Here is a 21,440-nt window from a genome sequence, read left to right on the forward strand (position 1 = left end):
CGCCACCCGCCACCCGCCACCCGCCCGCCACCCGCGTACGTCGGCCGGCGGGCGCTGGTCCTGCGCGAACCCACAGTTTCGGGGGTTAACCTCCGAAAGTGTGGGTTGCTTGCGTGCATGCAGGCGACCAACCCGCACTTTGAGGGGTTGGCCTCTCAAAGTGCGGGTTCGCGCAGAGTCCAGGTGTTGCGCGTGAGGGGCCTCAGCTCGTGAGCGGTTTCTGCATGACTAGCTCGCGGGTGACGCCGTCCGGCATCACATCGCCCGGTTCATCAGTGTCGACGTAGCCGTTGCGGACGTAGAGCGCGTGGGCCTTTTCGTTGCCTTCGACAACTGAGAGTTTGAGGGTGTGGGCGGACGCCGCGCGGGCCCAGGTTTCGATCTGGGTCATGAGTTTGTCACCGATGCCTTTGCCGCGGCCCGTGGGTGAGATCCACATCGAGATGAGGTGGGCTACGCCTTCCTCGTCCGGGGGCAGGACGCCGCTGGCCATGCCGACGGGGGTGCCGTCGAGTACGGCGATCAGGTTGTAGGAGCGCGGCAGGTCGAGCCTGCCGCGCCACCGGTCTTCCTCGGCGTTCTCCCAATCGGCGAGCCGGGAGCCGAAGGCGAAGGGGGCGTCGGCGAGGGCGGCCAGTCGCAGGTCGCGCCAGGTCTTCCAGTCGTCCGCGGTCAGTTCAACTAGTTCGATCACGGGAGCAAGCCTCGCAGACCAGACGGCCGCCGAGCGACCGCTATTCGGCTGGCTGAGCCGGCTGGGGTTTGCGGAACCAGTGCATCGCGGGTGGCAGCCAGTAGTACGGGATCAGCAGGGCGAACACGGCGATGCCCAAGGCCGGCACCAGAGCGCCGAGGAGCGTGCCCACGCCGTACAGGATCGGGCCCAGGTAGAAGCGGCGGGCGATCCGTTTTGCCTCGGCGGGGGTGATGGTGGGGCCGAGGAGGCGGTGGTTCCGGCGGGCGTATTCCCAGATGGCGTTGAAAGGGATGCCGCCGGCGATGAGGACCACGCCGTACAGGACGACGGCGGTCCGCTCGGATTCGCCGGTGCGGAAGCCGGCCGCGAGCACGCCGGCGCTGAACGGGATGAAGACGACCAGCATCAGCAGGACGGTGTTGAGGAACAGCAGCGTCCGGTCGGCCGTGACGATGTGATCGAACATCGCGTGATGGTTCGCCCAGATCAACCCGATCACCAGGAAGCTGATCACGAAGCCGAGGTACGACGGCCAGAGCTCGCCCAGCTTCGTCAGCAGGTGGCTGGTGTCCTCCGGCACCTTGATCTCGATGATCAGCAAGGTGATCGCGATCGCGAACACCCCGTCGCTGAACGCCTCCAGGCGCGCCGTTTTCACGGCCAGACCCTAACCCAGGGTCCGGCCGGTGTTCAGCGGATTTTGGAGGAGACCCAGTCCTTGACGCCGCCGAGGCCCTCGCCCATGTCGCGGAGGAGTTTGGCCAGCGGGTCCTGCGAGCGGGCGAAGGCGTCGGAGTACGACTTGGCCGCGTTCTTCGCCTCCTGCGACATCGAGGCGTCGCCGTCCTCCTGCCGCTTCGGGTACGTCCCGGAGACGATCGCCGTGTACTCGCCCTCGTCCACCCAGCGCCGCAGTTCATGCGCGCGTACTACGGCCAGCGGGTGCGTCGCTGCTTCCAGCAACAGCAGCTTGAGCACGCTGTCGCGCAGGTCGCCCGCACTCTCGTACTCCGTGCCCTGCGCCAGGAACGCCGTGGTGTCCAGCTCTTCCAGCTGCCCACCGCTGGCCAGCTTCATCTGCACTCGCAGCGCGGCAGCAGGATCCTGTACTGCGAGCAGGCCGGCCCGATCGCCGGACAACTCCGCCTTGCGGGCCCACTCGTGCAGCGCGGCGATGATCGCGCGCAGGCCGAGTGCACCGATCGGCATCCAGTTCAGCGCGCCCGTGAGCCGCATCAGCCAGAACAGCAGCGACTGGTAGAGCGCGTGGCCGCTCTGTGCGTGACCGAGCTCGTGGCCCAGGACGAACCGGAGTTCCTCGTCGTCGAGGCCCTTCACCAGGCTGCTGTTCAGCACGATGAACGGCTTGTCCATGCCGATCGTGACGGCATTCCAGAGCGGGAAGTTGGTGATGAACAGCTCCGGCAGCTCCCGGACGTCGAGCGTGGTCGCCGCCTCGGTGTACAGCCGGTGCACCTTCGGGAACTGCCGCTCGTCGACCCGGATCGCCGACCCGAGGAACTGCAGCCGGAACGCCCGCTCGTTGATCAGCCCGGACATCTTGCGCAGCACGAAGTCGAAGCCCTTGAGCTGGCGCAGCGCGACCAGCGCGCCGCGGTCCGCGGGGTGCTCCCAGGCGCGCGAGCTGATGTCGGTGAGCGTGACCCTGGTCCTGGTCGGCCGCTCGTCGTTGTCGGTCATCGTTCCCCCACAGGTCGGCGTGTGCGTTCCCAAGGTAGCTCGATCCGGGGTCTGGTCGAGTTTGGTCGATCTGCTCGTCGTGGTCGCGCGCTGCTCCCAGGCTGGGAGCGACAACTCTCCTACCGCCCTATGGAGGACCCGATGTTCAAACCCGCCCTTGGTGCGGCCGTTGCCCTGGCCGCCCTGACGATCGCGCCCGCGTTGACCGCGAGCGCAGTACAAGCGCCGGCTGCCGGCGTAGCCGCAGTACAAGCGCCGGCGCCCGGCATGAGCGCAGTGGAAGAGGCCGCGCCGGCTCCGCAGAGCTACGAGGCGCAGCGAGCCGCAGTACCAGCTGCGAAGGCTGCTGCTGTGCGGACTCAGGTAGCCCAGTCTCTGACTGCGCGGCCGTTGCTGCGGGTGCCGTTCCGGTGTGGTGAGACCTGGTCCGGAGCCAGTCGCGTCGGCCACAGCCCGTCGTACTACGCCGTCGACCTGAACTGGGGTTCCGGTAGCGACGACCTGGGCAAGCCGGTGAAGACCAGCGCGGCCGGGACCGTGGTGCGCTCGTCGTACGACGCCGGTGGGTACGGCAATTACATCGAGATCGCCCACGGTGACGGCTGGCACACGCTGTACGCGCACCTGCAGAACCGTGGGGTGGCAGTCGGAGACCACGTGACCGACAGCCAGCAGATCGGGCACGTCGGCGGCACCGGTAACGTCACCGCGCCGCACCTGCACTACGAACAGATCAAGGACGGCGTAGTGGTCGCCGCACTCTTCGGCACCTCCACCTGGGTCGATTACCCGGGCCCGGCAACCTACAGCCGGATCCGCGACTGCTAGCGCCAACCCGGCACGGTACGGCTAGCCTGCTCCCATGAGTGAGGTCAACGGGGTCAGCAAGCCGCTACCGTGCCGGGAGTTCGACCGGCGCGACGACAAGGATCGGGCCTGGGTGTCGGAGGCGATCCGGATCGTCGACGCGGACGCCAATCGCAGCGCGGACACGCACCTGCACGTGTTCCCGATGCCGGAGATCACCGGGGTCGACCTGTACCTCAAGGACGAGTCCGTGCACCCGACCGGCTCGCTCAAGCACCGGCTGGCCAGGTCCCTGTTCCTGTACGCGCTGTGCAACGGCTGGATCCGCGAGGGCACCACGGTGATCGAGGCCTCCAGCGGCTCGACCGCGGTCAGCGAGGCGTACTTCGCCCGCATGCTCGGGCTGCCGTTCATCGCGGTGATGCCGGCCTCGACCAGCCAGGAGAAGATCGACCTGATCGAGTTCTACGGCGGCACCTGCCACATGGTCGAGCGGTCCGGGCAGATCTACGGCGAGGCCAAGCGGCTGGCCGAGGAGACCGGCGGCCACTACATGGACCAGTTCACGTACGCCGAACGCGCCACCGACTGGCGCGGCAACAACAACATCGCCGAGTCGATCTTCGGCCAGCTCTCCCTCGAGCACCACCCGGTCCCGACCTGGATCGTGGTCGGCGCGGGGACCGGCGGTACGTCGGCCACCATCGGCCGCTACATCCGCTACCAGCGGCACGACACCTCGGTCGCCGTGGTCGACCCGGAGAACTCGGCCTTCTTCCCCGCCTTCGAGTCCGGGGACGGCGATTTCGCGACCGGGCGGCCGTCGCGGATCGAGGGCATCGGCCGGCCGCGGGTGGAGCCGTCGTTCGTGCTGGGCGTCGTCGACCGGATGATCGCCGTACCGGATGCCGCCTCGATCGCGGCGATGCGGTTCTGCTCGAAGGTGATGGGCCGGCTGGTCGGCGGATCGACCGGAACCAACCTGTGGGGGTCGCTGCGGCTGGCAGCCGAGATGCGGCGTACCGGCGTACGGGGCAGCATCGTCACGCTGCTCTGCGACGGTGGTGAGCGCTACAGCGACACGTACTACGACGACGAGTGGCTCAAGCGCAACGGGATCGACCTCGCGCCGTACGCCGAGACGCTGGAAGGTTTCGCTGCCACCGGTCGCTGGCGCGAGCCGGTGCGCTAGCTACCGAGGGCCAGGCCGACTGCGAGGCCGATGGCGTAGACGAGCTCGGTCAGGCCGGTGTCCTTCAGTACGGGGATCAGTGCCGGGCCGACTGCGTCGCTGACGACCACCTTGATCGCCCGGAAGCCCAGTGGCAGGGCGATCAGAGCCAGGAGCGTCCAGGGCGTTGCCAGCGCGGAGACAGCCGCTAGTACGAAGGCGAGCAGCACAAGCCCCGCATAGAGCCTGCGAGACCGCGCAGCACCCAGTACTACGGCCAGTGTGCGCTTGCCGGTCACTGTGTCGGTGGGGATGTCGCGAAGGTTGTTGGCGACCAGTAGTGCGCAGGCGATCGCACCGATGGCTACAGCACCCGCCACAGCGGTCCAGCTGAGCTTGCCGGCCTGCACGTACGTAGTACCGAGTACTGCGACCAAGCCGAAGAACAGGAAGACGCTGACTTCACCGAGTGCGCGGTACCCGTACGGCTTCTTGCCCCCCGTGTAAAACCACGCACCGACCAGCGAAGCGGCTCCAGCGATCAGTAGCCACCAACTGGAGGTCGCACAGAGCACGATGCCGAGCACTGCGCCGACACCGAAGCAGATGAAGGCCGCTGTCTTCACCTGCTTCGGGCTGGCGACCTTGGAGCCCACCAGGCGGAGCGGCCCGACCCGGTTCTCGTCCGTACCGCGGATGCCGTCCGAGTAGTCATTGGCGTAGTTGACGCCGATCTGCAGCGCCAGGCCGACTCCGAGGGCCAGTAGCGCCTTCCACCAGACGAAGCCGTCGAGGTAGGCGGCAGCGCCGGTCCCGACGAGCACGGGGGCGATGGCGGCAGGCAGCGTGCGCGGGCGAGCGCCTTCGATCCACTGGGCAGGGGTGGCCATGACCGACGATTCTGTCAGCCCGCTGGTAAGGGGTTGCAGGCGGGACAGGCTGCGGCCGCGTCCGGGCCGCGCCGTACGCTCGGAGGGACATGGCTACGCCGAGGGAAGGACGGAACGCGGTGTTACGGCTGGTCCCTGGCACCCCTGATGCCGTATTGCCCGCCCTGACGGCCGTACTGGACGGCGCCGGTACGCCGTTCGCCCCGGTACCGGCGGACTCGGCGTCGGCCGAGCGGGTCAAGCAGGCCGTGGCACCGGACGAGCCACTGGAGTCGGACGACTGTGCAGTGATCCTGACCACTTCTGGCTCGTCGGGTGAGCCGAAGGGCGTGATGCTCTCCCGCGCGGCCCTGGTCGCATCAGCCACGGCTACCCATGAACGACTGGGCGGACCGGGCCAGTGGGTGCTGCCGATGAAGCCGTACTTCGTCGGTGGGCTGCAGATCCTTACGCGTTCCCTGCTCGCCGGGTACGCGCCGGTGATCGCCTGGGACCACCCGGACCTGACGGCGGCCGCTGCGGCGATGACTGCGCCTCGGCGGTACACAGCGATGGTCCCGACCCAGCTGGCGCGCTACCTGGAGACCTCCGCGGACGCGCTGCGGCGCTTCGACGCGATCGTGATCGGCGGCGCGGCGATGCCCGCTTCGCTGAAGGAACGCGCCCTGGCGGCTGGGGTCGCCGCGATACCGGCGTACGGGATGACGGAGACCGGCAGCGGATGCGTGTACGCCGGGGAGCCGCTCGCGGGGACCTCGCTGCGGCTGGAGGACGAGCGGATCCTGATCAGCGGGCCGACCCTGTTCTCCGGGTATCGGCTGCGGCCGGAGGTGACGGCGGAGGTGCTCCGGGACGGCTGGTTCCGGACGCAGGATCGCGGGAGGTTCGTCGACGGGCGGTTGCAGGTGATCGGGCGGCTGGACGATGTGGTGATCTCGGGTGGGGTCAACGTCACGCTGACCGCTGTGCAAGCGCGGCTGCTCGAGCATCCCGCGGTGAAGGACGCTGTCGTGCTCGGTGTTCCGGATGCCGAGTGGGGGAGCCGGGTTGTCGCTTTCGTCGTTGGAGACGTGGCGCTTGCCGAAGTGCGCGACTTCGTGGCGGAGGTGCTGCCGCGGACCTGGGCGCCGCGGGACGTGATCGGTTTGACGGCGCTGCCGATGCTTGCCTCGGGCAAGGTTGACCGGCAGTCGCTGCTGGAAGGTGTGCGGTGATCACGTACGCGATCGGGCTGAAGAACCGCTTCCGCGGCATCACTGTCCGCCAGGGGATGCTCTTCGAGGGGCCAGCCGGTTGGGCGGAGTGGAGTCCGTTCCTGGACTACGACGACGCTACCTGTGTCGCTTGGCTTCGGGCCGCTCGTGAAGCGGCAGTGGACGGGTGGCCGGCGGCAGTGCGTTCCGTCGTACCGGTGAACTGCACTGTGCCTGCTGTGGGTCCGGAGAAGGCTGTTGAGATCGTTCGGGCTTCTGGGTGCCGCACTGCCAAGGTGAAGGTGGCTGAGCCCGGGCAGACGTTGGCGGACGACCTGGAGCGAGTCGAAGCCGTGCGGGATGCGATCGGCGACGGCCGGGTCAGGATCGACGCAAACGGTGCTTGGTCGGTCGACCAGGCGCTGCGTAGCTTGAAGGAGCTCGCGCGGTTCGACCTGGAGTACGTCGAGCAGCCGTGTGCCTCGGTAGAGGATTTGGCTGCGGTCCGTCGGCGTACCGACGTACTGGTGGCTGCGGACGAGTCCATCCGGCGGGCTGAGGATCCTTTGCTGGTAAGGAAGTTGGGCGCCGCCGACATCGCAGTGCTGAAGGTGCAGCCCATCGGGGGAGTGCGGGCGTGCCTGGAGATTGCTGAGCAGATCGGCCTGCCGGTGGTGGTGTCCTCGGCGCTGGAGACGTCGGTGGGCATCGCGGCCGGGGTGGCGTTGGCAGCGGCGCTGCCCGAGCTTCCGTATGCGTGTGGGCTGGCCACTGTCTCCATGTTCACCTCTGAGGTCGCTGCGCAGCCGTTGCTGCCGGTAGATGGCTTCCTCCCCGTCGGTAGGGTGCAGCCCGATCCGTCGTTGCTTGCGGCATCTACTGCCGACCAAGAGATCACTGCAGCTTGGGAAGCCCGGTATGCCCGGGTCGAGAGCCTCCTGAAGGGGAGTGTGGGATGAACCCGTCCACGGCGTTTGCGACTGTGGTGGTCGACGAGCTGATCCGGTCCGGCGTACGGGAAGCCGTGCTGGCGCCCGGGTCGCGCAGTGCGCCGCTGGCGTTGGCCTTAGCTGCAGCTGATCGCGAGGGTCGCCTGCGACTGCACGTGCGCATCGACGAACGTACTGCGGGGTTCCTGGCGATCGGCCTGATTCGCGGCACCGGGCTGCCGGTGCCCGTGGTGACGACGTCCGGTACTGCGGTGGTCAACCTGCACCCGGCTGTTCTCGAGGCGTCGCACAGCGGGCTGCCGTTGATCGTGCTGAGCGCCGACCGCCCACCTGAGCTGCGGGGGAGCGGGGCGAACCAGACGACGGACCAGCTCAAAGTGTTCGGCTCTGCTGTGCGGTTGTTCCACGAGGTCGGTACGCCGGTGCGGGAGCTCGGGCAGATGGCGTACTGGCGGTCGACGATCGCGCGTGCTGTCTCTGCTGCTGTCGGGGCGCGTACTGCCGATCCGGGGCCGGTGCAGCTCAACTGTGCATTGGCCGAGCCGCTGGTGCCCGATGAGTCTGCGGATTGGCCCGAATCGCTTGAGGGACGCAGTGGTCCTTGGACGAGTGTTCACGCGGGTGCTGCGCAGCCGACTGCGGTTTCTGCTGGTCCGAAGACGGTTGTGGTCGCTGGTGACGGCGCGTCTCAGGCAGCGCGGCTCACTGCCGAGGCTGGGCGCTGGCCGCTCTTCGCGGAACCCTCCAGTCGCGCGCGGACGGGGCCTGCGGTGATTTCGGCGTACAGGTTGTTGCTGTCTTCCGAGCTAGGCGACGAGATCGAACGGGTGCTGGTATTCGGGCATCCGACGCTGTCCCGGCCGATCTCTCGGTTGCTTGCCCGGCCGGATGTGGAGGTCGTGGTCGTCGCGCCGACCGGGTTGTGGCCGGATGCCGGTCGTCGCGCTGCTGCAGTGGTGACTGGGCTGGAGGTGACCGCTGCTGACGACACGGACTGGCTGGCGCGGTGGCAGCACGCGGACCAGGTGGCCCGGCCCGCTATCGACAAGGTGCTGGCCGAGGGGCTCACCGGCCCGGCGATCGCGGTGATCGTGGCGGAAGCGGCCGGAGCGGACGGCATGCTGGTCGTTGCCTCATCGAACTCCGTGCGCGACCTGGACCTCGCGCCCGTCGTACCGATCCGCACCATCGCGAACCGCGGCCTCGCCGGCATCGACGGCACCCTGTCGACCGCGGTGGGAGCCGCCTTGGCGAACGGCGGCGCAACCCACGCCCTCGTTGGCGATCTGGCGTTCCTGCACGACTTCAACGGCCTGGTGATCGGCCCGGACGAACCACGTCCCGATCTACGTATCGTCGTCGTCAACGACAACGGCGGCGGCATCTTCTCCACCCTCGAGCAAGGCTCCGAAGCCCACGCCACCCACTTCGACCGCATCTTCGGCACCCCCCACAACACCAACCTCGCCGCCCTCTGCGCCGCCACCAACATCCCCCACCACCTGGTCACCACCCAAGAAACCCTCCGCGCCGCCCTGACCCCCACAATCGCCGGCATCACCGTCATAGAAGCCCACCTAAACCGCACCACCCACCGCCCCTTAGCCAGCCAACTCCTGCAAGCAGTCAGACAGTCGTAGCCGGAACGCGCGCGGGTCGTGCGGGCTGCAGGGTGGGGAGGTTGGTTAGGAGGGTGGTTAGGAGCAGGAGGACGAGGGAGGTGGTGACGAGGATGGGGATGGCGGCGCCGCGGAGGGAGGAGTTGAGGGGGGCGGCGATGGTGAGGATGGTGCTGGCGCCGATGAGGGCGGTGGTGAGGCGGCGGCCAGGGCGGGCTACGGCGAGGAACGGTAGGCACCAGACGAAGTACCAGTCGTGAGCTGTGGGGCCGAGGAGAATCACCGCCAGTAAGGCGATTCCTACAGCGCGGGCTGCGTTGTGGATGGAGGAGCGCAGGCTTAGGGCGGCGATCAGGGCCAGTGCCATGAGCATGCCGATGAGGCGGACGAGCTGCAGGGCTTGAGCGGCTGCGGTGGTGTCGCCTAGCCAGCTGAGTAGGGCGGAGGCGCCCAGGCCGATGAGGTTGGCGATGGACAGCGGTGAGCGGACGAGGCCTGGTACGCCGAGGGCGCTCAGCCAGCCTGAGCCGACGCCTGTCAGTTCACCGATGGTTGCCAGGGTTACTACGGCGACCACGCCGGCTATGGCGAGACTGGCCAGCCGTAGTCGAGGTCGAGCCAGTGGGCTCATCACCGCGGCGATCGCGATCACCACCAGGCCGCCAGGGAGCTTCACAGCTGCTGCAGCTCCCGCTAGTACCGCAGCAGTTCCCCAATGACCAGTGAGAGCCACCGCGAAGGCTGCGCAAGCAATGCCGAGCATCAGTACGTCGTTGTGCGCAGCACCCAGGCCGTGCGTGATCAGCACTGGGTTGGCGACCACCAGCCAGGTCGCGATCGTCGGGTCCACTCTGCAGGCGACGGCGAGTCGCGGTACCGCCCAGGCGATCAGCACGATGCCCAGCAGCGCCAGGGCGCGGTGCGCGAGCATCAGGAGATACGGGTCGAGCGTCAGGCGCGCCAGCGCACCGCCGTACGCGAGTGGCACGGGTCCGTACGGCGCTGGAGTCGCCATCCACATCGGATCGACTGCCTCGACGATGTGGCCTGACAAGGCACCCGGCCCCACGGCGTACGGGTCGAAGCCCTTTGCTACCAGGGCTCCCTGCGCGGCGTAGCTCCAGGCATCCCTGCTGAACAGTGGAGGCATCAGCAGCAGCGGCGTGCTCCAGGCGATCACCAGGGGAGTGATGCGATGCCGTACGCCGGCCAGTACATCGCGGCCGATCGACAGCCACGCCCACACCATCAGCCCGAGCCCACCGACCATGAACGCCAACCCGGTCATCCGTCCGGGCAGTGTTGCTCGCAGCTCGCTGGTGATCGGCAGTGAGGCCACCCAGGAGGACTCCGGTACTACGGACGTCACCAGCGAGGCGGCTGCTACTACGCACGCGCCTACCGCACCACGGACCAAGGGCGAAGGCAGGCGCATGGTCGCGACGATAGAGGCCGCAGGCGACGCAGTTATGAACAACCGCTTGCGCCCGAAGAACGTCTTCGGGCGCAAGCGGCTACGGCATCAAGGCGGCTACGGCATCAAGGGCTAGGCGGATTCCTTGCGGAATGTGCGGGCGCCGACGGTGAGGCCGACGATCGTCAGCAGTACTACCCAGAACAGACCCCACAGTGACGAGCTGCTGCCGATGTCACCGCGGAAGAGCGCGCGTACGCCGTTCACCACGTGCTTGAGCGGGCTGATGTCGGACAGCCGCTGCAACCACTTCGGGCCGATCTGCATCGGCAGCAGGATGCCGGACAGCAGCAGCAACGGCATCGCGATCCCGTTGAGCAGCGGCGCGAGTGCGTCCTCGCTCTTGGTGATGAGCGCTACGGAGTACGACAGTGAGGCGAACGTCGCGCCCAGCAGGGCCACGATCACCAGCGACAGCAGTACGCCGCCCCACGGCGCGCGCAGGCCCATCGGGATCGACACCACCAGCAGCAGGATCGACTGCACGACGAGGACCACCACGTCACGTAGTACGCGGCCTGCCATCAGTGCGATCCGGGACGCCGGGGTGACCCGGTCCGCCTCGATCACGCCGGCCCTGTACTCCGCGATCAGGCCGAAACCGACGAACATCGCGCCGAACATGCCGAGCTGAACGATCAGGCCGGGGATGAACACCTGGTAGGCGTTGGTGGTCGCGCCCTGGCTGATCTGCGCGGTGATCGGCTTCAGCAACGGGCCGAACAGGAACAGGTACATCAGCGGCTGGCTGAGCATCAGGATCGACCACATCGGATTGCGCAGCGACAACCGCATCGCCCGGTTGAACACGATCCACGTCTCCTGCAGCGTCCTCATGCCGCGGCCTCCTCGTCAGCCGGTACTGCGTGGTCCTCGTCGCGCAGAGAGCGGCCGGTCATCGTCAGGAACACGTCGTCCAGTGTCGGGCGGCGCACCTCGACCCCGTTCAACTCGATGCCCTGGGCATCGATCGAGCGGAGCAGGCCCGGAAGGATCGAACCACCCTTCGGGATCCGGAACGCGACCACGTCGCCATCGGTCTCGATCGCGACCGCGCCGTCGAGTTCGGCGACGATCTTGCTGGCGGCCGGGGCCTGTGAGGCGTCGGTGAGGCTGAGCCGTACGCCGTCGCCGGAGACCTGCTGCTTCAGCTCCTCGGGGTTGCCGGAGGCAACGATCTTGCCGTGGTCGATGACCAGGATCCGGTCGCAGAGCGCGTCCGCCTCGTCGAGGTAGTGCGTGGTGAGGAAGATCGTCGCGCCGCGCTCGCGGAGGCCGCGGATGTGCTCCCAGAGGTTGGCCCGGGCCTGCGGGTCGAGACCGGTGGTCGGCTCGTCGAGGAAGATCAGCTTCGGGTCGTGGATCAGGCCCATCACGATGTCGAGGCGGCGGCGCTGACCACCCGACAAGGTTTTGCACTGGCGGCGCCACAGGCCGGGGAGATCGAGCTCGTCGAACATGCGCTGACCGTCAGCGATCGCCTGCTTCTTGCTCACGCCGCACAAACGCGCGTGGTCGACGACTTCGTCGCCGGCGATCGCCTCGGGCAGCGTGGAGCCGCTCTGTGGCACGTAGCCGATGCGGCGGCGGACGCCGACCGGGTCCTCGGCGAGGTCGCAGCCCGCGACGGTCGCGGAGCCGCTGGTCGGCTTGATCAGGGTCGCCAGCATCCGCATGGTGGTGGTCTTGCCGGCGCCGTTCGGGCCGAGGAAGCCGACGATCTCCCCGTCGGCGACGTTCAGGTCTACCCCCTGCACGGCCTGCACCTGGCCGCGCTTGGTCTTGAAGGTGCGGACAAGCCCGCGAGCTTCGATCATCATGGTCGGTAGTCTGACCGCTCAACATTGACTAGTCAACATTGATTAAATCCCCAAGCGCTGGTGGCCCCGTCAGGAGGGCGGCTCCGGGATGGTTTGCCAGTCTTCGAGCATGGCGGGGGTGGGCGTCCAGTCGGGGGGCTCGCCCGCGAAGGAGTAGGCGCCGGCCGCGACTCGGTCGTGGAAGGAGCGGGTCCACTCGAGCTCGCCGCGGTCGCGGGCGGTGGTGATGCGGAACATCTCGACCACGTGGTTCGGCGTACCGGGGTCCTCCTCGACCTGGCGTTCGGCGAAGGGTTCGGCCTTGGCGAGCTGCTCCAGTTGCACGATCCGCGACTCGAGCGCCGCGAGCACCTCGTCGCGGCGCAGTGACCACAGGAAGCTGAGCGCAGCCTGCATCTGGTCCGGCCGGAACCCGTCGACGTTCCACAGCGACTTCCGCAGCAGCGTGAAGTACTCCGCCTCGCCGTCGACGGTCAGCTTGTACGACGTACGCCCCGGCTTGTTTCCGGCATCTCCTTCGAGTTCCAGCAGCAACCCGTGCTTGGCCAGCGTGCGCAACCCGGTGTAGATCGAACCAGGGTTGATGTTCGCCCACTCCTGCACGTTCCAGGTCAGCAGCTCGCGGCGCAGCTGGTAGCCGTACGCCGGCTGAAAGATCCGGACGACCCCGAGGAGCAGCAACCGCGTGGTGGACATGGTCGCAGTGTAAATCGGCTGACCACGACCCCGCGCCAGGCGTAACGTCCGTACGCATGGAGTTGCGTGTGACCACCGATCCGGCCGAATTCCAGGCGACCACGTTCGCCTTCCTGCAAACCGATCCGGTACTGCACACGATCATCATGAGCAACGTCGCCGAGCGCGCAGCCGGCACCTACCGCCGCGAAGACGGCGTCGGACATTACGTCTCCGTCCACGACGACAGCGGTGCAGTGATCGGGGCCGCGATGCGTACGGCGGGTCGGCCGGTCTACCTCGGCGCACTGCCCGAGTCCTTGGCCGGCCCGGTGGCCGACTCCTACCTCGGCGTACTGACCGATCTCAGCGCCGTCGCAGGAGACCGCCCTGCCGCGAGCGCCTTCGCGAAGCGCTGGACCGATGCCCGTGGCGTGACCGCCACCGAGACCAAGGCCACCCGGCTACACAAGCTCGGCGAGCTCACAACCCTTGAAGCGACTGGCGGAAGTCCTCGGCTGATGACGGCGGACGACGTACAGCTGGCCGCTGAATGGGTGGCAGTCGACTTCCGGGAAGAGCTCGGCGGCGTCGATGTCGAGTGGGCCGAGCGTCACCTGAAGGACGGCACGCTGTGGTTCTGGGAGGTCGACGGTAGGCCGGTGAGCATGGTCGGCCATCACCTTCCGCTGTTCAGCGTCTGCCGGGTGGGGCCGGTCTACACGCCCGCCGAGTTCCGCCGAAACGGGTACGCCGGTGCGCTGACCAGCCACGTCTCCGCCAGGATCCTTGCCGACGGCAACCAGTCCTGCCTCTACACCGACCTCGCCAACCCGACGTCGAACAAGATCTACCACCAGATCGGCTACCGCCCCGTCGCCGACTTCGTCGATCTCGTCTTCACCGCATGACGCCGGCGATCCGCGCGACCGGCGACCCGGTCGAGTTCAAGGCAACGGTCTTTCCCTTCCTGCAAAGGGATCCTGTCCTCAACACCGCCCTGCTGAGCAACGTCGACGGCCGGATCCAGGGCATCATGCACGACCCCGAGCCACCGCTGTTCGTCTCGCTCCACGACGGCGACGAGGTGGTCGGCGCAGTCGTCAGTACTGCGTTACGGGGCATCATCCTGGGAGCCCTCGCCGACGACTTGGTCCCGCCACTCGTCGACGTACTGGCTGAGCTGGTTCCTGGAGCAGACTCGGTGGAGGGTACGCCGAGCGCGGCGCGCCTCTTCGCCGAACTGTTCGCCGCCCGCGTCGGCAAAAGCTTCCAAGAGATCCGGGGCCTGCGATTGCACCAGCTCATCACCTTCGCCGAACAGAAGGCCGCCGGCACTCCCAGGCTGGCAAAGGAGACGGACCTCGAGGTCGCGGCCGAACTCTTCCGTGGCTACAGCGCCGAGCTAGGCCACGACTCGACGGGCGCCACGGCGCACGAGTGGCTCCGGCGCAGGATCGGCCTCGAGCGGGTCTGGCTCTGGGAGGACTCCGAACGTGTGGTGAGCCTGGTCGGCCAGAACGCCACGATCTTCGGTGCGACGCGGGTCGGCCCGGTCTACACGCCACCGAAGTACCGCGGCCACGGGTACGCGAGCGCGTTGACCGCTCATGTCACGCAACAGATCCGCGCGACCGGCTCGGAAGCGTGCCTCTTCACCGACCTCGCCAACCCGACCTCGAACAAGATCTACCACCAGATCGGCTACCGCCCCGTCGCCGACTTCGTCGGCTTCTCCTTCCAACTCTAGAAAGAGTGTGCGGATGCCCCTCCAGGAGCAACGACTGCAGGCTGTCCTCGATTCGCTCGTCAGCGCGGGTGCCGCCGGAGTACTGGCGCAGTACCGGGACGGGGACGAGGTCTGGAGCGGGGCGAGTGGTGTCGCGGAGCTCGGTCGTCCGGATGCGGTCGATCCGGCCGGGTCGTTTCGGATGGCCAGCGTGACCAAGACCTTCACTGCGACCGTTGTCCTGCAGTTGGTCGGCGAAGGCGTGCTGAGCCTCGACGACTCCTTGGAGCGTTGGCTTCCGGGCATGGTTCCTGGTGGCGACGGGATCACCCTTCGCCACCTGCTCAACCACACGAGCGGGCTCTACAACTACACCCAGGATCTACCCGACGCCGCCGGGATCGTCAGGGATCGCTTCCTGCATTGGGATCCCGCTCGCGCGGTCACGATGGCGACGTCGCACGACCCGCTGTTCGAGCCCGGTACGGCGTGGTCGTACTCGAACACCAACTTCGTCCTGCTGGGACTGGTGATCGAGGCGGCGACCCGCAGTACCTATGCGACTGAGCTGGAAAGCCGCATCCTGAAGCCGCTCGGGTTGCAGCAGACCTCACTCCCCGGGGACGAGGTCGCCCTGCCGGAACCGCACGCCCACGGATACCTGGCAGTGGACGACGAGCTGGTCGACATCACTGAGTTCAACGCCACCCAAGCATGGTCCGCAGGCGGCATGGTCTCAACGGCGGCCGACCTCAACCGCTTCTTCGCCGCCCTGCTGACCGGCAAACTCCTCCGCCCGGCCGAGCTAGAGGCCATGCTGACGACCCGGCCCACGGACGCCGACCACCACGCCAACGGCCTCGGCATCAGTCGCCTAACGCTGGCGAACCTCGTCGTCTGGGGCCACACCGGCGGCATCTTCGGCTACTCCACCTGGAGCTACCACTCCACCGACGCCACCCGCCAAGTCACCCTCTCCCTCACCACCACCGACAAACCAGGCCCAGAAGCCGAGGACGTCCTCACAGCGCTGTTCGGCTGAAGGCAGCTCGTAGTACCGGACGCCGAGTTCGCGGCGGCTGGCTCAGGGTTGCACGTGATCTTCTGAGCGATCTCCAGCACGCGCTCTAGTGAAAGCGGTGCGTCGTGCGTTGCATCCTTCGGCTTCTGCGCTGCGCTGTCGACGGTGACACTGATCCCATCCGAACGATCCAGCCGAACCGAGTAGCCATGGCCGGTGCCACCGAAGACGGTGAAGGCGTGCAGGTAGGCGGTCGACCCGTTCGGGAGCCGGCGCACCTCGGTACATGGAGTCGATCCGGTTGCGCCGTCGCACACGGGCGACACGTGTCCCCGGCGACCGACGACGACGTCCACCGTCACTTGGTTCGCCTGGGCCGGCCACCGCCAGTCCGATCCGGCATGGACCGTGCCGTCGTCGGGACCACCGACCTCCTCCATGTCGAAGAGCCGGCCGCCCGGTGTCTGCGCCAATTCGGGGATCAGAGTCACGACCTGGGCTCTGAGCGCCTTGGACTTCTTCGTCGGTGAGAACGTGCCCTTGTCTCCTGAGTTCAGAGGTTTACCCCCTGCCGGTCGCTGGGACACCACCGTGGCGTCGGACGCTGTCACTGTCGGCGTTCCCCTGGATGCAGGGCATCTGAAAGGCCGCTCGGCGTTACGACGCTTTCAGCGTGCGACGCGGGAGCTCGTGTCGGCCGTGCGTCCACGGCGTCTTGAGGAACTGGAGCTGCGGGCGAAACGCATTTCAGCGCGCGACGCAGGAGCGCGCTGCCACGCAACCGGGCTGCTTCGGGATCGGGCTGTGGCGCAACCGGGCTGCCACGTAACCGGGCTGCCACGTAACCGGGCTGCGGCGCAACGCATTTGAGCGGGCGACGTAGGAGCCCGCGACCCGGAGCGGAGGGAGCGACGGAGGAGCGAACGGGGGCGACCGCGCGGGGGATTAGTTTATCTCGACCGACTCGGCTGGTTTGAGGGCGACGTACGGTTTGTTGCCTTGGGTACCTATCCAGCGTTCGCCCATGGTGAGGCCGATCTCGCTGAGGAGGGCGTCGTGGATGCCGATGGTCTGCTGGGCGGCGACCTCGCGGACGTAGCTGATTGCGTTCGGCAACGAGAACCACGGGCCCGAGATCGGGACGAGGTTGGTGTGGACTTCGCGGTCGGGCTTGGTGAAGGAGTCGCCCGGGTGGTAGACCGCGTCGTCGATCAAGTAGCCCACGTTCTGGCACGGAACACCCAGCTCCGGCAGGATGATCGCGTGGTCGTTGCCGTAGGCACTGATCTGGAATCCGGCCGCCTCGAAGGATTCGCCGCCCTTGACGACGGCGATCCGGTCGGCCACGTCGCCGCCGTCCTTGGTCAGCTCCGCGGCGACACCGGCGTTCGTCCAGATCGGCACATCCGACGCCCGCACGCGATCAGCGTCGAGGTGGTCGAAGTGCTCGTGCGTGACCAGGATCGCGTCGATGCCCTCGAACGCCTCGTCCTCGGCCCAGATCCCCGGATCGACGAGCAACTCCTTGCCGTCCTTGGACAGCCGGACACAGGCGTGCTTGTACTTCGTGAGCTTCATGAGTCAGTCCCCTAGGGCGTCGCGCATCGGAACAAGCTTGGCGATCGTCTCGGCGAGTTCGGCCTCCGGATCGGAACCGGCGACGATGCCGGCGCCGGCGAAGATCCGCATCCGGGTCGGGTCGGCCGGGTCTGCCTGGCCGCAGCGCAGGGCGATGCACCACTCACCGTCGCCGCCGGCGTCCATCCACCCGACCGGCCCGGAGAACCGCCCACGCGACATCCCCTCGATCTCGCCGATCAGGTCACGCGCGGTGTCGGTCGGCGTACCGCAGATCGCGGCCGACGGGTGCAGAGCAGCCGCAAGCCCAAGCGCTGACGCCCCATTGGCCGCAACCCCGGCAACGTCGGACGCGAGATGCATCACATTCGGCAGGTGCAGCACGAACGGGGTCTCCGGCACGTTCATCGACTTGCAGTGTGGCTTCAAGGCGTCGGCGACCGACCGTACGGCGTACTCGTGCTCCTCCAGATCCTTGCTTGATCGGGCCAGCGACGCGGCCAGCGCGAGGTCGTGCGCGTCGTCGCCCGTACGCCGGATCGTGCCGGCCAGGACGCGCGAGGTGATCAGACCCTTCTCGCGCCGGACCAGCAACTCGGGAGTCGCGCCGATCAGACCGTCGACGGAGAACGTCCAGCAGTTCGGGTACGCCGCGGCGAGGCGGCGCAACGGCCAGCGCAGGTCGATCGGCTTCTCGGCGAGCGCGATCAGGTCGCGAGCCAGCACCACCTTGTCGAGCGCGCCGGTGGTGATCCGGCTCACCGCGTCGGCGACGATCCCGGACCATTCGGCACCGGATCGCGAGCCGTCGGCGAAGGCGACGAGGCCGACCGGATCCGGCTCGTGCGTGGTCAGCGAAGGCGCAGCGGCCAGTGAGCTGGCCGGTGAGATCGTGGTCACCCACGTGGTGCCGCCGCGGCGGCCGACGATCACCTCGGGGACGACGAGTTCGCTCGGATCGTCGTCGGTGAAGCCGAACGAACCGAAGCAGAGCAGGCCGGAACCCGGTACGCCGACCTCGTCGCGGATCACCGCGTGGCCGACGAGTTCCTGCCACCAGGACTGGGCCTGCACGAATCGGTTGCTACCGGCAACGTCCAGTCGCGCGGCCACGCCCCAGCCGACGTGACCGTCGCCGCGGCGTACCCAGGCCAGGCCGCCCTCGTCGGGCAGATGGTCCATCAGCCGGTCCGCGACGCCGTCGGCCGGCTGACTGCGGACCACCAGCTGTGGTGCCGGGAGACGGCCGGGTGGAACCGGGTCAGACAAACTCACGGCAACACTCCTCGCTCGCGCTCCGGCCCCGGGTCGCGACGGCCGGCCGACTCATCAGTGATGCACTCACGGCATGCAAGCGTATGCCTCCCTTGTGTCCAGCGAATTTCGACGCCTGTCCCGGCCGTGATCAACTAGACAAGTGAACCGCGCAGATCTCACGAAACAACCGCAGGCCGTGGCCGCGATGTTCGACAACGTGGCCGAGGGCTACGACCGGACGAACGCGGTGGCCACGATGGGGCTGGAGAAGCTGTACTGGCGGCCGCAGGCGCTGGCGGAGATCGCGCCGCGGAAGGGGATGAAGATCCTCGACCTGGCGGCCGGTACCGGCGCCTCCAGCGTGCGGCTGCGCGAGGCGGGCGCCGAGGTGGTGTCCTGCGACTTCTCGGTCGGGATGCTCCGGGTCGGCAAGCGCCGGTACCCCGAGCTCGACCTGGTCGCGGGTGACGCGCTGCGGCTGCCGTTCGCGGACGAGACCTTCGACGTGGTGACGATCTCCTGGGCGCTCCGGAACGTGAACGACGTCACGGTCGCGCTCAAGGAGATGCTGCGGGTGACGAAGCCGGGCGGCCGGCTCGTCGTGCTGGAGAACTCGCACCCGACCTGGAAGCCGTTCCGGGTGGCCTACCTGGAGTACATGATGCGCGCGGTCCCGGTGGTCGCGAAGGCGGTCTCCACCAACCCCGACGCGTACGTCTACCTGGCCGAGTCCGTGCGCGCCTGGCCTGGTCAGGCGCCGCTGGCCACTACGATCGAGGCCGCCGGCTGGACCCACGTCCAGTGGCGAAACCTGACCGGCGGCCTGATCGCCATCCACCGCGCCGTGAAGCCGCTGGGGCAGACCAGCTGGGCCACTGGTCCGTACTAGCAGGCAGGCTGAATTACGCAACGAGGGATGCGCGTAAATCGACGGTGGGTAAGGGATTCCGGGCCGGTTTCGTGTCGGAGTCAGGCAGTCCTAGACTGTCGGATGACCAGGCCTCGTGAATCCCTTCACGAGTGAGCAGCCCCCAACTTCCAGGCCGGGATGAGATGAGTCAGAGCACGTCGCCACGGCAGGCCGAGACCGCGGATGTGATCGTCGTCGGTGCCGGGCCGGCCGGCTCGTCGGCCGCCTACCATCTGGCCAACGCCGGGCTGGACGTCCTGCTGCTGGAGAAGACCGCGTTCCCGCGCGAGAAGGTCTGCGGTGACGGGCTCACGCCGCGCGGCACCAAGCAGCTGATCAACATGGGCATCGACATCTCGCCCGAGGCCGGCTGGATCCAGAACTACGGCCTGCGGATCCGCGGCGCGGGTCACACCCTGCAGCTGGACTGGCCCGATCTGGCCAGCCACCCGAACTACGGGCTGACCCGCAACCGGATGGACTTCGACGACCTGCTCGCCCGTCAGGCGGTCAAGGCCGGCGCCCGGCTGCGCGAGCGGACCAACGTCGTCGGCCCGGTGCTGGACGACAAGGGCTTCATCGTCGGCGTCAAGGCCAAGCCGGTGGACGACAACGGCCGGCGTGACGGCGACGACATCGAGTTCCGGGCGCCGCTGGTGATGGCCGCCGACGGCAACTCGTCGCGACTCAGCGTCTCGATGGGCCTGCACAAGCGTGACGACCGGCCGATGGGTGTCGCCGTCCGGACCTACTTCACCAGCCCGCGGCACGACGACGACTACCTCGAGTCCTGGCTGGAGCTGTGGGCGGACGACCCGGAGCACCCGGGCCAGCGGCAACTGCTGCCGGGCTACGGCTGGATCTTCGGGATGGGCGACGGCACGGTCAACGTCGGCCTCGGCATCCTGAACACCTCGGACGCCTTTGGCAAGGTGGACTACTCGGACCTGCTCAAGCAGTGGCTGAAGAACACGCCGGAGGAATGGCAGTTCCGCGACGAGTTCCAGACCATCCCGATCCGCGGCGCCGCGCTGCCGATGGGCTTCAACCGGCAGCCGCACTACACCCGCGGCCTGATGCTGCTGGGTGACGCGGGCGGCATGGTCAACCCGTTCAACGGCGAAGGCATCCCGTACGCGATGGAGTCCGGGTCGTTCGCCGCCGAGGTCGCCGCCCAGGCGCTGCACCGGCAGCCGAGCCAGCGCGAGCGCGCGCTGTCGGCGTACCCGAAGGCGCTCAAGCAGGAGTACGGCGGCTACTACACACTCGGCCGGGTCTTCGTGAAGCTGATCGGAAATCCGGAGGTGATGCGGCTGTGCACGAAGTACGGTCTGCCGCGCACCACCTTGATGAAGTTCACCCTGAAACTCCTGGCCAACCTCACCGATCCGCGCGACGGCGACGTGATGGACAAGATCATCAACGGGCTGACGAAGGTCGCGCCCGCCGCCTGAAAGCGGTGGGGCGAGTGACGTGAGCCACAGCGTTACTGATAACACAGTGCAGGCGAAACAACCACGCAGTACGTGGCAGCAGCAGGTCCATAGCCGGCAGTACGGACGCAAGTAAGGAGGGAGCAGCAGCCGATGCACCCTTACGTACCGATCCTGATTCTCGGGATCCTCGCGACGATCTTCGTGGCGGGCACCCTGGTGACGAGCTTCCTCGTCGGCCCGAAGCGCTACAACCGGGCCAAGCTCGACTCCTACGAGTGCGGGATCGAACCGACCCCGCAGCCGGTCGGTGGCGGGCGGTTCCCGGTGAAGTACTACATCACCGCGATGCTCTTCATCGTGTTCGACATCGAGATCATCTTTCTCTACCCGTGGGCGGTGGCCTTCGACCAGATGGCGCTGTTCGGGTTGGTCGAGATGGTCATCTTCATCGCAACCGTCTTCGTCGCGTACGCCTACGTCTGGCGCCGCGGCGGGCTTGAATGGGACTGACC

General features: G+C 67.7%; 21 protein-coding genes. 11 read left to right on the forward strand and 10 right to left on the reverse strand.

Translation table 11 applies throughout. The annotated features are described in order from the left end of the window. Positions 1-202 precede the first annotated feature (202 nt). The 3 genes from DIZ26_RS35540 to DIZ26_RS35550 are packed head-to-tail and all read right to left on the reverse strand — an operon-like array spanning position 203 to position 2,398. Positions 203-694 (reverse strand): GNAT family N-acetyltransferase, encoded by a 492-nt coding sequence (locus tag DIZ26_RS35540; RefSeq protein WP_112248967.1) that lies wholly within the window; start codon positions 692-694, stop codon positions 203-205. Positions 695-734: 40 nt separating this feature from the next. Beyond that, positions 735-1,355, reverse strand: coding sequence for a TMEM175 family protein (locus DIZ26_RS35545; protein WP_198676466.1), 621 nt, complete (start codon positions 1,353-1,355; stop codon positions 735-737). 32 nt (positions 1,356-1,387) lie between these two features. Continuing rightward, entirely contained in the window at positions 1,388-2,398 is a 1,011-nt protein-coding gene (locus tag DIZ26_RS35550; RefSeq protein ID WP_112248969.1) for a M48 family metallopeptidase, read from the reverse strand. Between the two features lie 141 nt (positions 2,399-2,539). On the opposite strand from DIZ26_RS35550, the gene DIZ26_RS35555 reads away from it, so the two are divergent. Both DIZ26_RS35555 and cds1 read left to right on the forward strand, forming a co-directional pair. Next, entirely contained in the window at positions 2,540-3,226 is a 687-nt protein-coding gene (locus DIZ26_RS35555; RefSeq protein ID WP_157979926.1) for a M23 family metallopeptidase, read from the forward strand. A 34-nt stretch (positions 3,227-3,260) separates the two neighbouring features. Continuing rightward, entirely contained in the window at positions 3,261-4,397 is a 1,137-nt protein-coding gene (gene cds1 / locus DIZ26_RS35560; RefSeq protein WP_112248971.1) for an L-cysteine desulfhydrase Cds1, read from the forward strand. Here cds1 and DIZ26_RS35565 read toward each other — a convergent pair. Continuing rightward, complete coding sequence (locus DIZ26_RS35565) at positions 4,394-5,266, reverse strand: 1,4-dihydroxy-2-naphthoate polyprenyltransferase (RefSeq protein ID WP_112248972.1); 873 nt, start codon at positions 5,264-5,266, stop codon at positions 4,394-4,396. The genes cds1 and DIZ26_RS35565 overlap by 4 nt on opposite strands. Before the next feature lie 89 nt (positions 5,267-5,355). Between DIZ26_RS35565 and menE the strand changes: the two genes are divergently transcribed. The 3 genes from menE to menD are packed head-to-tail and all read left to right on the forward strand — an operon-like array spanning position 5,356 to position 9,049. Next, positions 5,356-6,480, forward strand: coding sequence for an o-succinylbenzoate--CoA ligase (gene menE / locus DIZ26_RS35570; RefSeq protein WP_112248973.1), 1,125 nt, complete (start codon positions 5,356-5,358; stop codon positions 6,478-6,480). Continuing rightward, positions 6,477-7,418 (forward strand): o-succinylbenzoate synthase, encoded by a 942-nt coding sequence (locus tag DIZ26_RS35575; RefSeq protein WP_112248974.1) that lies wholly within the window; start codon positions 6,477-6,479, stop codon positions 7,416-7,418. Before menE ends, DIZ26_RS35575 begins: the two co-directional genes overlap by 4 nt. Further along, entirely contained in the window at positions 7,415-9,049 is a 1,635-nt protein-coding gene (menD, locus tag DIZ26_RS35580) for a 2-succinyl-5-enolpyruvyl-6-hydroxy-3-cyclohexene-1-carboxylic-acid synthase (RefSeq protein ID WP_112248975.1), read from the forward strand. The genes DIZ26_RS35575 and menD overlap by 4 nt, the downstream gene beginning before the upstream one ends. Here menD and mptB read toward each other — a convergent pair. The 4 genes from mptB to DIZ26_RS35600 form a co-directional block, all read right to left on the reverse strand. Further along, a complete protein-coding gene (gene mptB, locus DIZ26_RS35585; protein ID WP_198676467.1) occupies positions 9,036-10,463 on the reverse strand; it encodes a polyprenol phosphomannose-dependent alpha 1,6 mannosyltransferase MptB in 1,428 nt (475 codons plus the stop codon). The two genes, menD and mptB, sit on opposite strands and share 14 nt — an antisense overlap. 111 nt (positions 10,464-10,574) lie before the next feature. Next, complete coding sequence (locus tag DIZ26_RS35590) at positions 10,575-11,339, reverse strand: ABC transporter permease (RefSeq protein ID WP_112248977.1); 765 nt, start codon at positions 11,337-11,339, stop codon at positions 10,575-10,577. After that, entirely contained in the window at positions 11,336-12,322 is a 987-nt protein-coding gene (locus DIZ26_RS35595) for an ATP-binding cassette domain-containing protein (RefSeq protein WP_112248978.1), read from the reverse strand. The genes DIZ26_RS35590 and DIZ26_RS35595 overlap by 4 nt, the downstream gene beginning before the upstream one ends. A 69-nt stretch (positions 12,323-12,391) precedes the next feature. Beyond that, on the reverse strand, positions 12,392-13,018 hold the full coding sequence (locus tag DIZ26_RS35600; RefSeq protein WP_112248979.1) for a PadR family transcriptional regulator: 627 nt from the start codon (positions 13,016-13,018) through the stop codon (positions 12,392-12,394). Positions 13,019-13,074: 56 nt separating this feature from the next. Here DIZ26_RS35600 and DIZ26_RS35605 point away from each other — a divergent pair, with 56 nt between their 5' ends. Genes DIZ26_RS35605 through DIZ26_RS35615 form a run of 3 tightly spaced genes read left to right on the forward strand, consistent with a single transcriptional unit; the run spans position 13,075 to position 15,768 of the window. Continuing rightward, on the forward strand, positions 13,075-13,908 hold the full coding sequence (locus DIZ26_RS35605) for a GNAT family N-acetyltransferase (RefSeq protein WP_112248980.1): 834 nt from the start codon (positions 13,075-13,077) through the stop codon (positions 13,906-13,908). Beyond that, a complete protein-coding gene (locus tag DIZ26_RS35610) occupies positions 13,905-14,747 on the forward strand; it encodes a GNAT family N-acetyltransferase (RefSeq protein WP_112248981.1) in 843 nt (280 codons plus the stop codon). The genes DIZ26_RS35605 and DIZ26_RS35610 overlap by 4 nt, the downstream gene beginning before the upstream one ends. A gap of 13 nt (positions 14,748-14,760) precedes the next feature. Next, positions 14,761-15,768: a serine hydrolase domain-containing protein gene (locus tag DIZ26_RS35615; RefSeq protein WP_157979927.1), complete on the forward strand. Its 1,008-nt coding sequence runs from the start codon at positions 14,761-14,763 to the stop codon at positions 15,766-15,768. Between the two features lie 924 nt (positions 15,769-16,692). Here the strand turns inward: DIZ26_RS35615 and DIZ26_RS35620 are convergent. Both DIZ26_RS35620 and DIZ26_RS35625 read right to left on the reverse strand, forming a co-directional pair. Next, positions 16,693-17,325: an MBL fold metallo-hydrolase gene (locus tag DIZ26_RS35620; RefSeq protein WP_112248983.1), complete on the reverse strand. Its 633-nt coding sequence runs from the start codon at positions 17,323-17,325 to the stop codon at positions 16,693-16,695. Positions 17,326-17,328: 3 nt separating this feature from the next. Beyond that, positions 17,329-18,600 carry an isochorismate synthase gene (locus DIZ26_RS35625; protein WP_112248984.1) on the reverse strand — a complete coding sequence of 424 codons (1,272 nt, stop codon included), beginning with the start codon at positions 18,598-18,600 and terminating at the stop codon, positions 17,329-17,331. Between the two features lie 142 nt (positions 18,601-18,742). On the opposite strand from DIZ26_RS35625, the gene DIZ26_RS35630 reads away from it, so the two are divergent. The 3 genes from DIZ26_RS35630 (at position 18,743) to DIZ26_RS35640 (ending at position 21,438) form a co-directional block, all read left to right on the forward strand. After that, positions 18,743-19,471, forward strand: coding sequence for a demethylmenaquinone methyltransferase (locus DIZ26_RS35630; RefSeq protein ID WP_112248985.1), 729 nt, complete (start codon positions 18,743-18,745; stop codon positions 19,469-19,471). Between the two features lie 164 nt (positions 19,472-19,635). Next, the gene (locus tag DIZ26_RS35635) at positions 19,636-20,946 is read left to right on the forward strand and encodes a geranylgeranyl reductase family protein (RefSeq protein ID WP_112248986.1); all 1,311 of its coding nucleotides are present in this window, start codon (positions 19,636-19,638) and stop codon (positions 20,944-20,946) included. Positions 20,947-21,078: 132 nt separating this feature from the next. Next, positions 21,079-21,438 carry an NADH-quinone oxidoreductase subunit A gene (locus DIZ26_RS35640; RefSeq protein ID WP_112248987.1) on the forward strand — a complete coding sequence of 120 codons (360 nt, stop codon included), beginning with the start codon at positions 21,079-21,081 and terminating at the stop codon, positions 21,436-21,438. The last annotated feature ends 2 nt before the right edge of the window (positions 21,439-21,440 follow it).

The sequence above is a fragment of the Kribbella monticola genome, from assembly GCF_003261635.1.
Lineage (GTDB): Bacteria > Actinomycetota > Actinomycetes > Propionibacteriales > Kribbellaceae > Kribbella > Kribbella monticola.

What these genes read in the sequence shown, in the direction of transcription:
- DIZ26_RS35600 (WP_112248979.1), bottom strand. Translation starts at nt 13,018, where the DNA reads ATGTCCACCACGCGGTTGCTGCTCCTCGGGGTCGTCCGGATCTTTCAG.
- mptB (WP_198676467.1), bottom strand. Translation starts at nt 10,463, where the DNA reads ATGCGCCTGCCTTCGCCCTTGGTCCGTGGTGCGGTAGGCGCGTGCGTA.
- menD (WP_112248975.1), top strand. Translation starts at nt 7,415, where the DNA reads ATGAACCCGTCCACGGCGTTTGCGACTGTGGTGGTCGACGAGCTGATC.
- DIZ26_RS35610 (WP_112248981.1), top strand. Translation starts at nt 13,905, where the DNA reads ATGACGCCGGCGATCCGCGCGACCGGCGACCCGGTCGAGTTCAAGGCA.
- DIZ26_RS35605 (WP_112248980.1), top strand. Translation starts at nt 13,075, where the DNA reads ATGGAGTTGCGTGTGACCACCGATCCGGCCGAATTCCAGGCGACCACG.
- DIZ26_RS35550 (WP_112248969.1), bottom strand. Translation starts at nt 2,398, where the DNA reads ATGACCGACAACGACGAGCGGCCGACCAGGACCAGGGTCACGCTCACC.
- DIZ26_RS35565 (WP_112248972.1), bottom strand. Translation starts at nt 5,266, where the DNA reads ATGGCCACCCCTGCCCAGTGGATCGAAGGCGCTCGCCCGCGCACGCTG.
- DIZ26_RS35635 (WP_112248986.1), top strand. Translation starts at nt 19,636, where the DNA reads ATGAGTCAGAGCACGTCGCCACGGCAGGCCGAGACCGCGGATGTGATC.
- DIZ26_RS35620 (WP_112248983.1), bottom strand. Translation starts at nt 17,325, where the DNA reads ATGAAGCTCACGAAGTACAAGCACGCCTGTGTCCGGCTGTCCAAGGAC.
- cds1 (WP_112248971.1), top strand. Translation starts at nt 3,261, where the DNA reads ATGAGTGAGGTCAACGGGGTCAGCAAGCCGCTACCGTGCCGGGAGTTC.
- DIZ26_RS35640 (WP_112248987.1), top strand. Translation starts at nt 21,079, where the DNA reads ATGCACCCTTACGTACCGATCCTGATTCTCGGGATCCTCGCGACGATC.
- DIZ26_RS35595 (WP_112248978.1), bottom strand. Translation starts at nt 12,322, where the DNA reads ATGATGATCGAAGCTCGCGGGCTTGTCCGCACCTTCAAGACCAAGCGC.
- DIZ26_RS35615 (WP_157979927.1), top strand. Translation starts at nt 14,761, where the DNA reads ATGCCCCTCCAGGAGCAACGACTGCAGGCTGTCCTCGATTCGCTCGTC.
- DIZ26_RS35590 (WP_112248977.1), bottom strand. Translation starts at nt 11,339, where the DNA reads ATGAGGACGCTGCAGGAGACGTGGATCGTGTTCAACCGGGCGATGCGG.
- DIZ26_RS35555 (WP_157979926.1), top strand. Translation starts at nt 2,540, where the DNA reads ATGTTCAAACCCGCCCTTGGTGCGGCCGTTGCCCTGGCCGCCCTGACG.
- menE (WP_112248973.1), top strand. Translation starts at nt 5,356, where the DNA reads ATGGCTACGCCGAGGGAAGGACGGAACGCGGTGTTACGGCTGGTCCCT.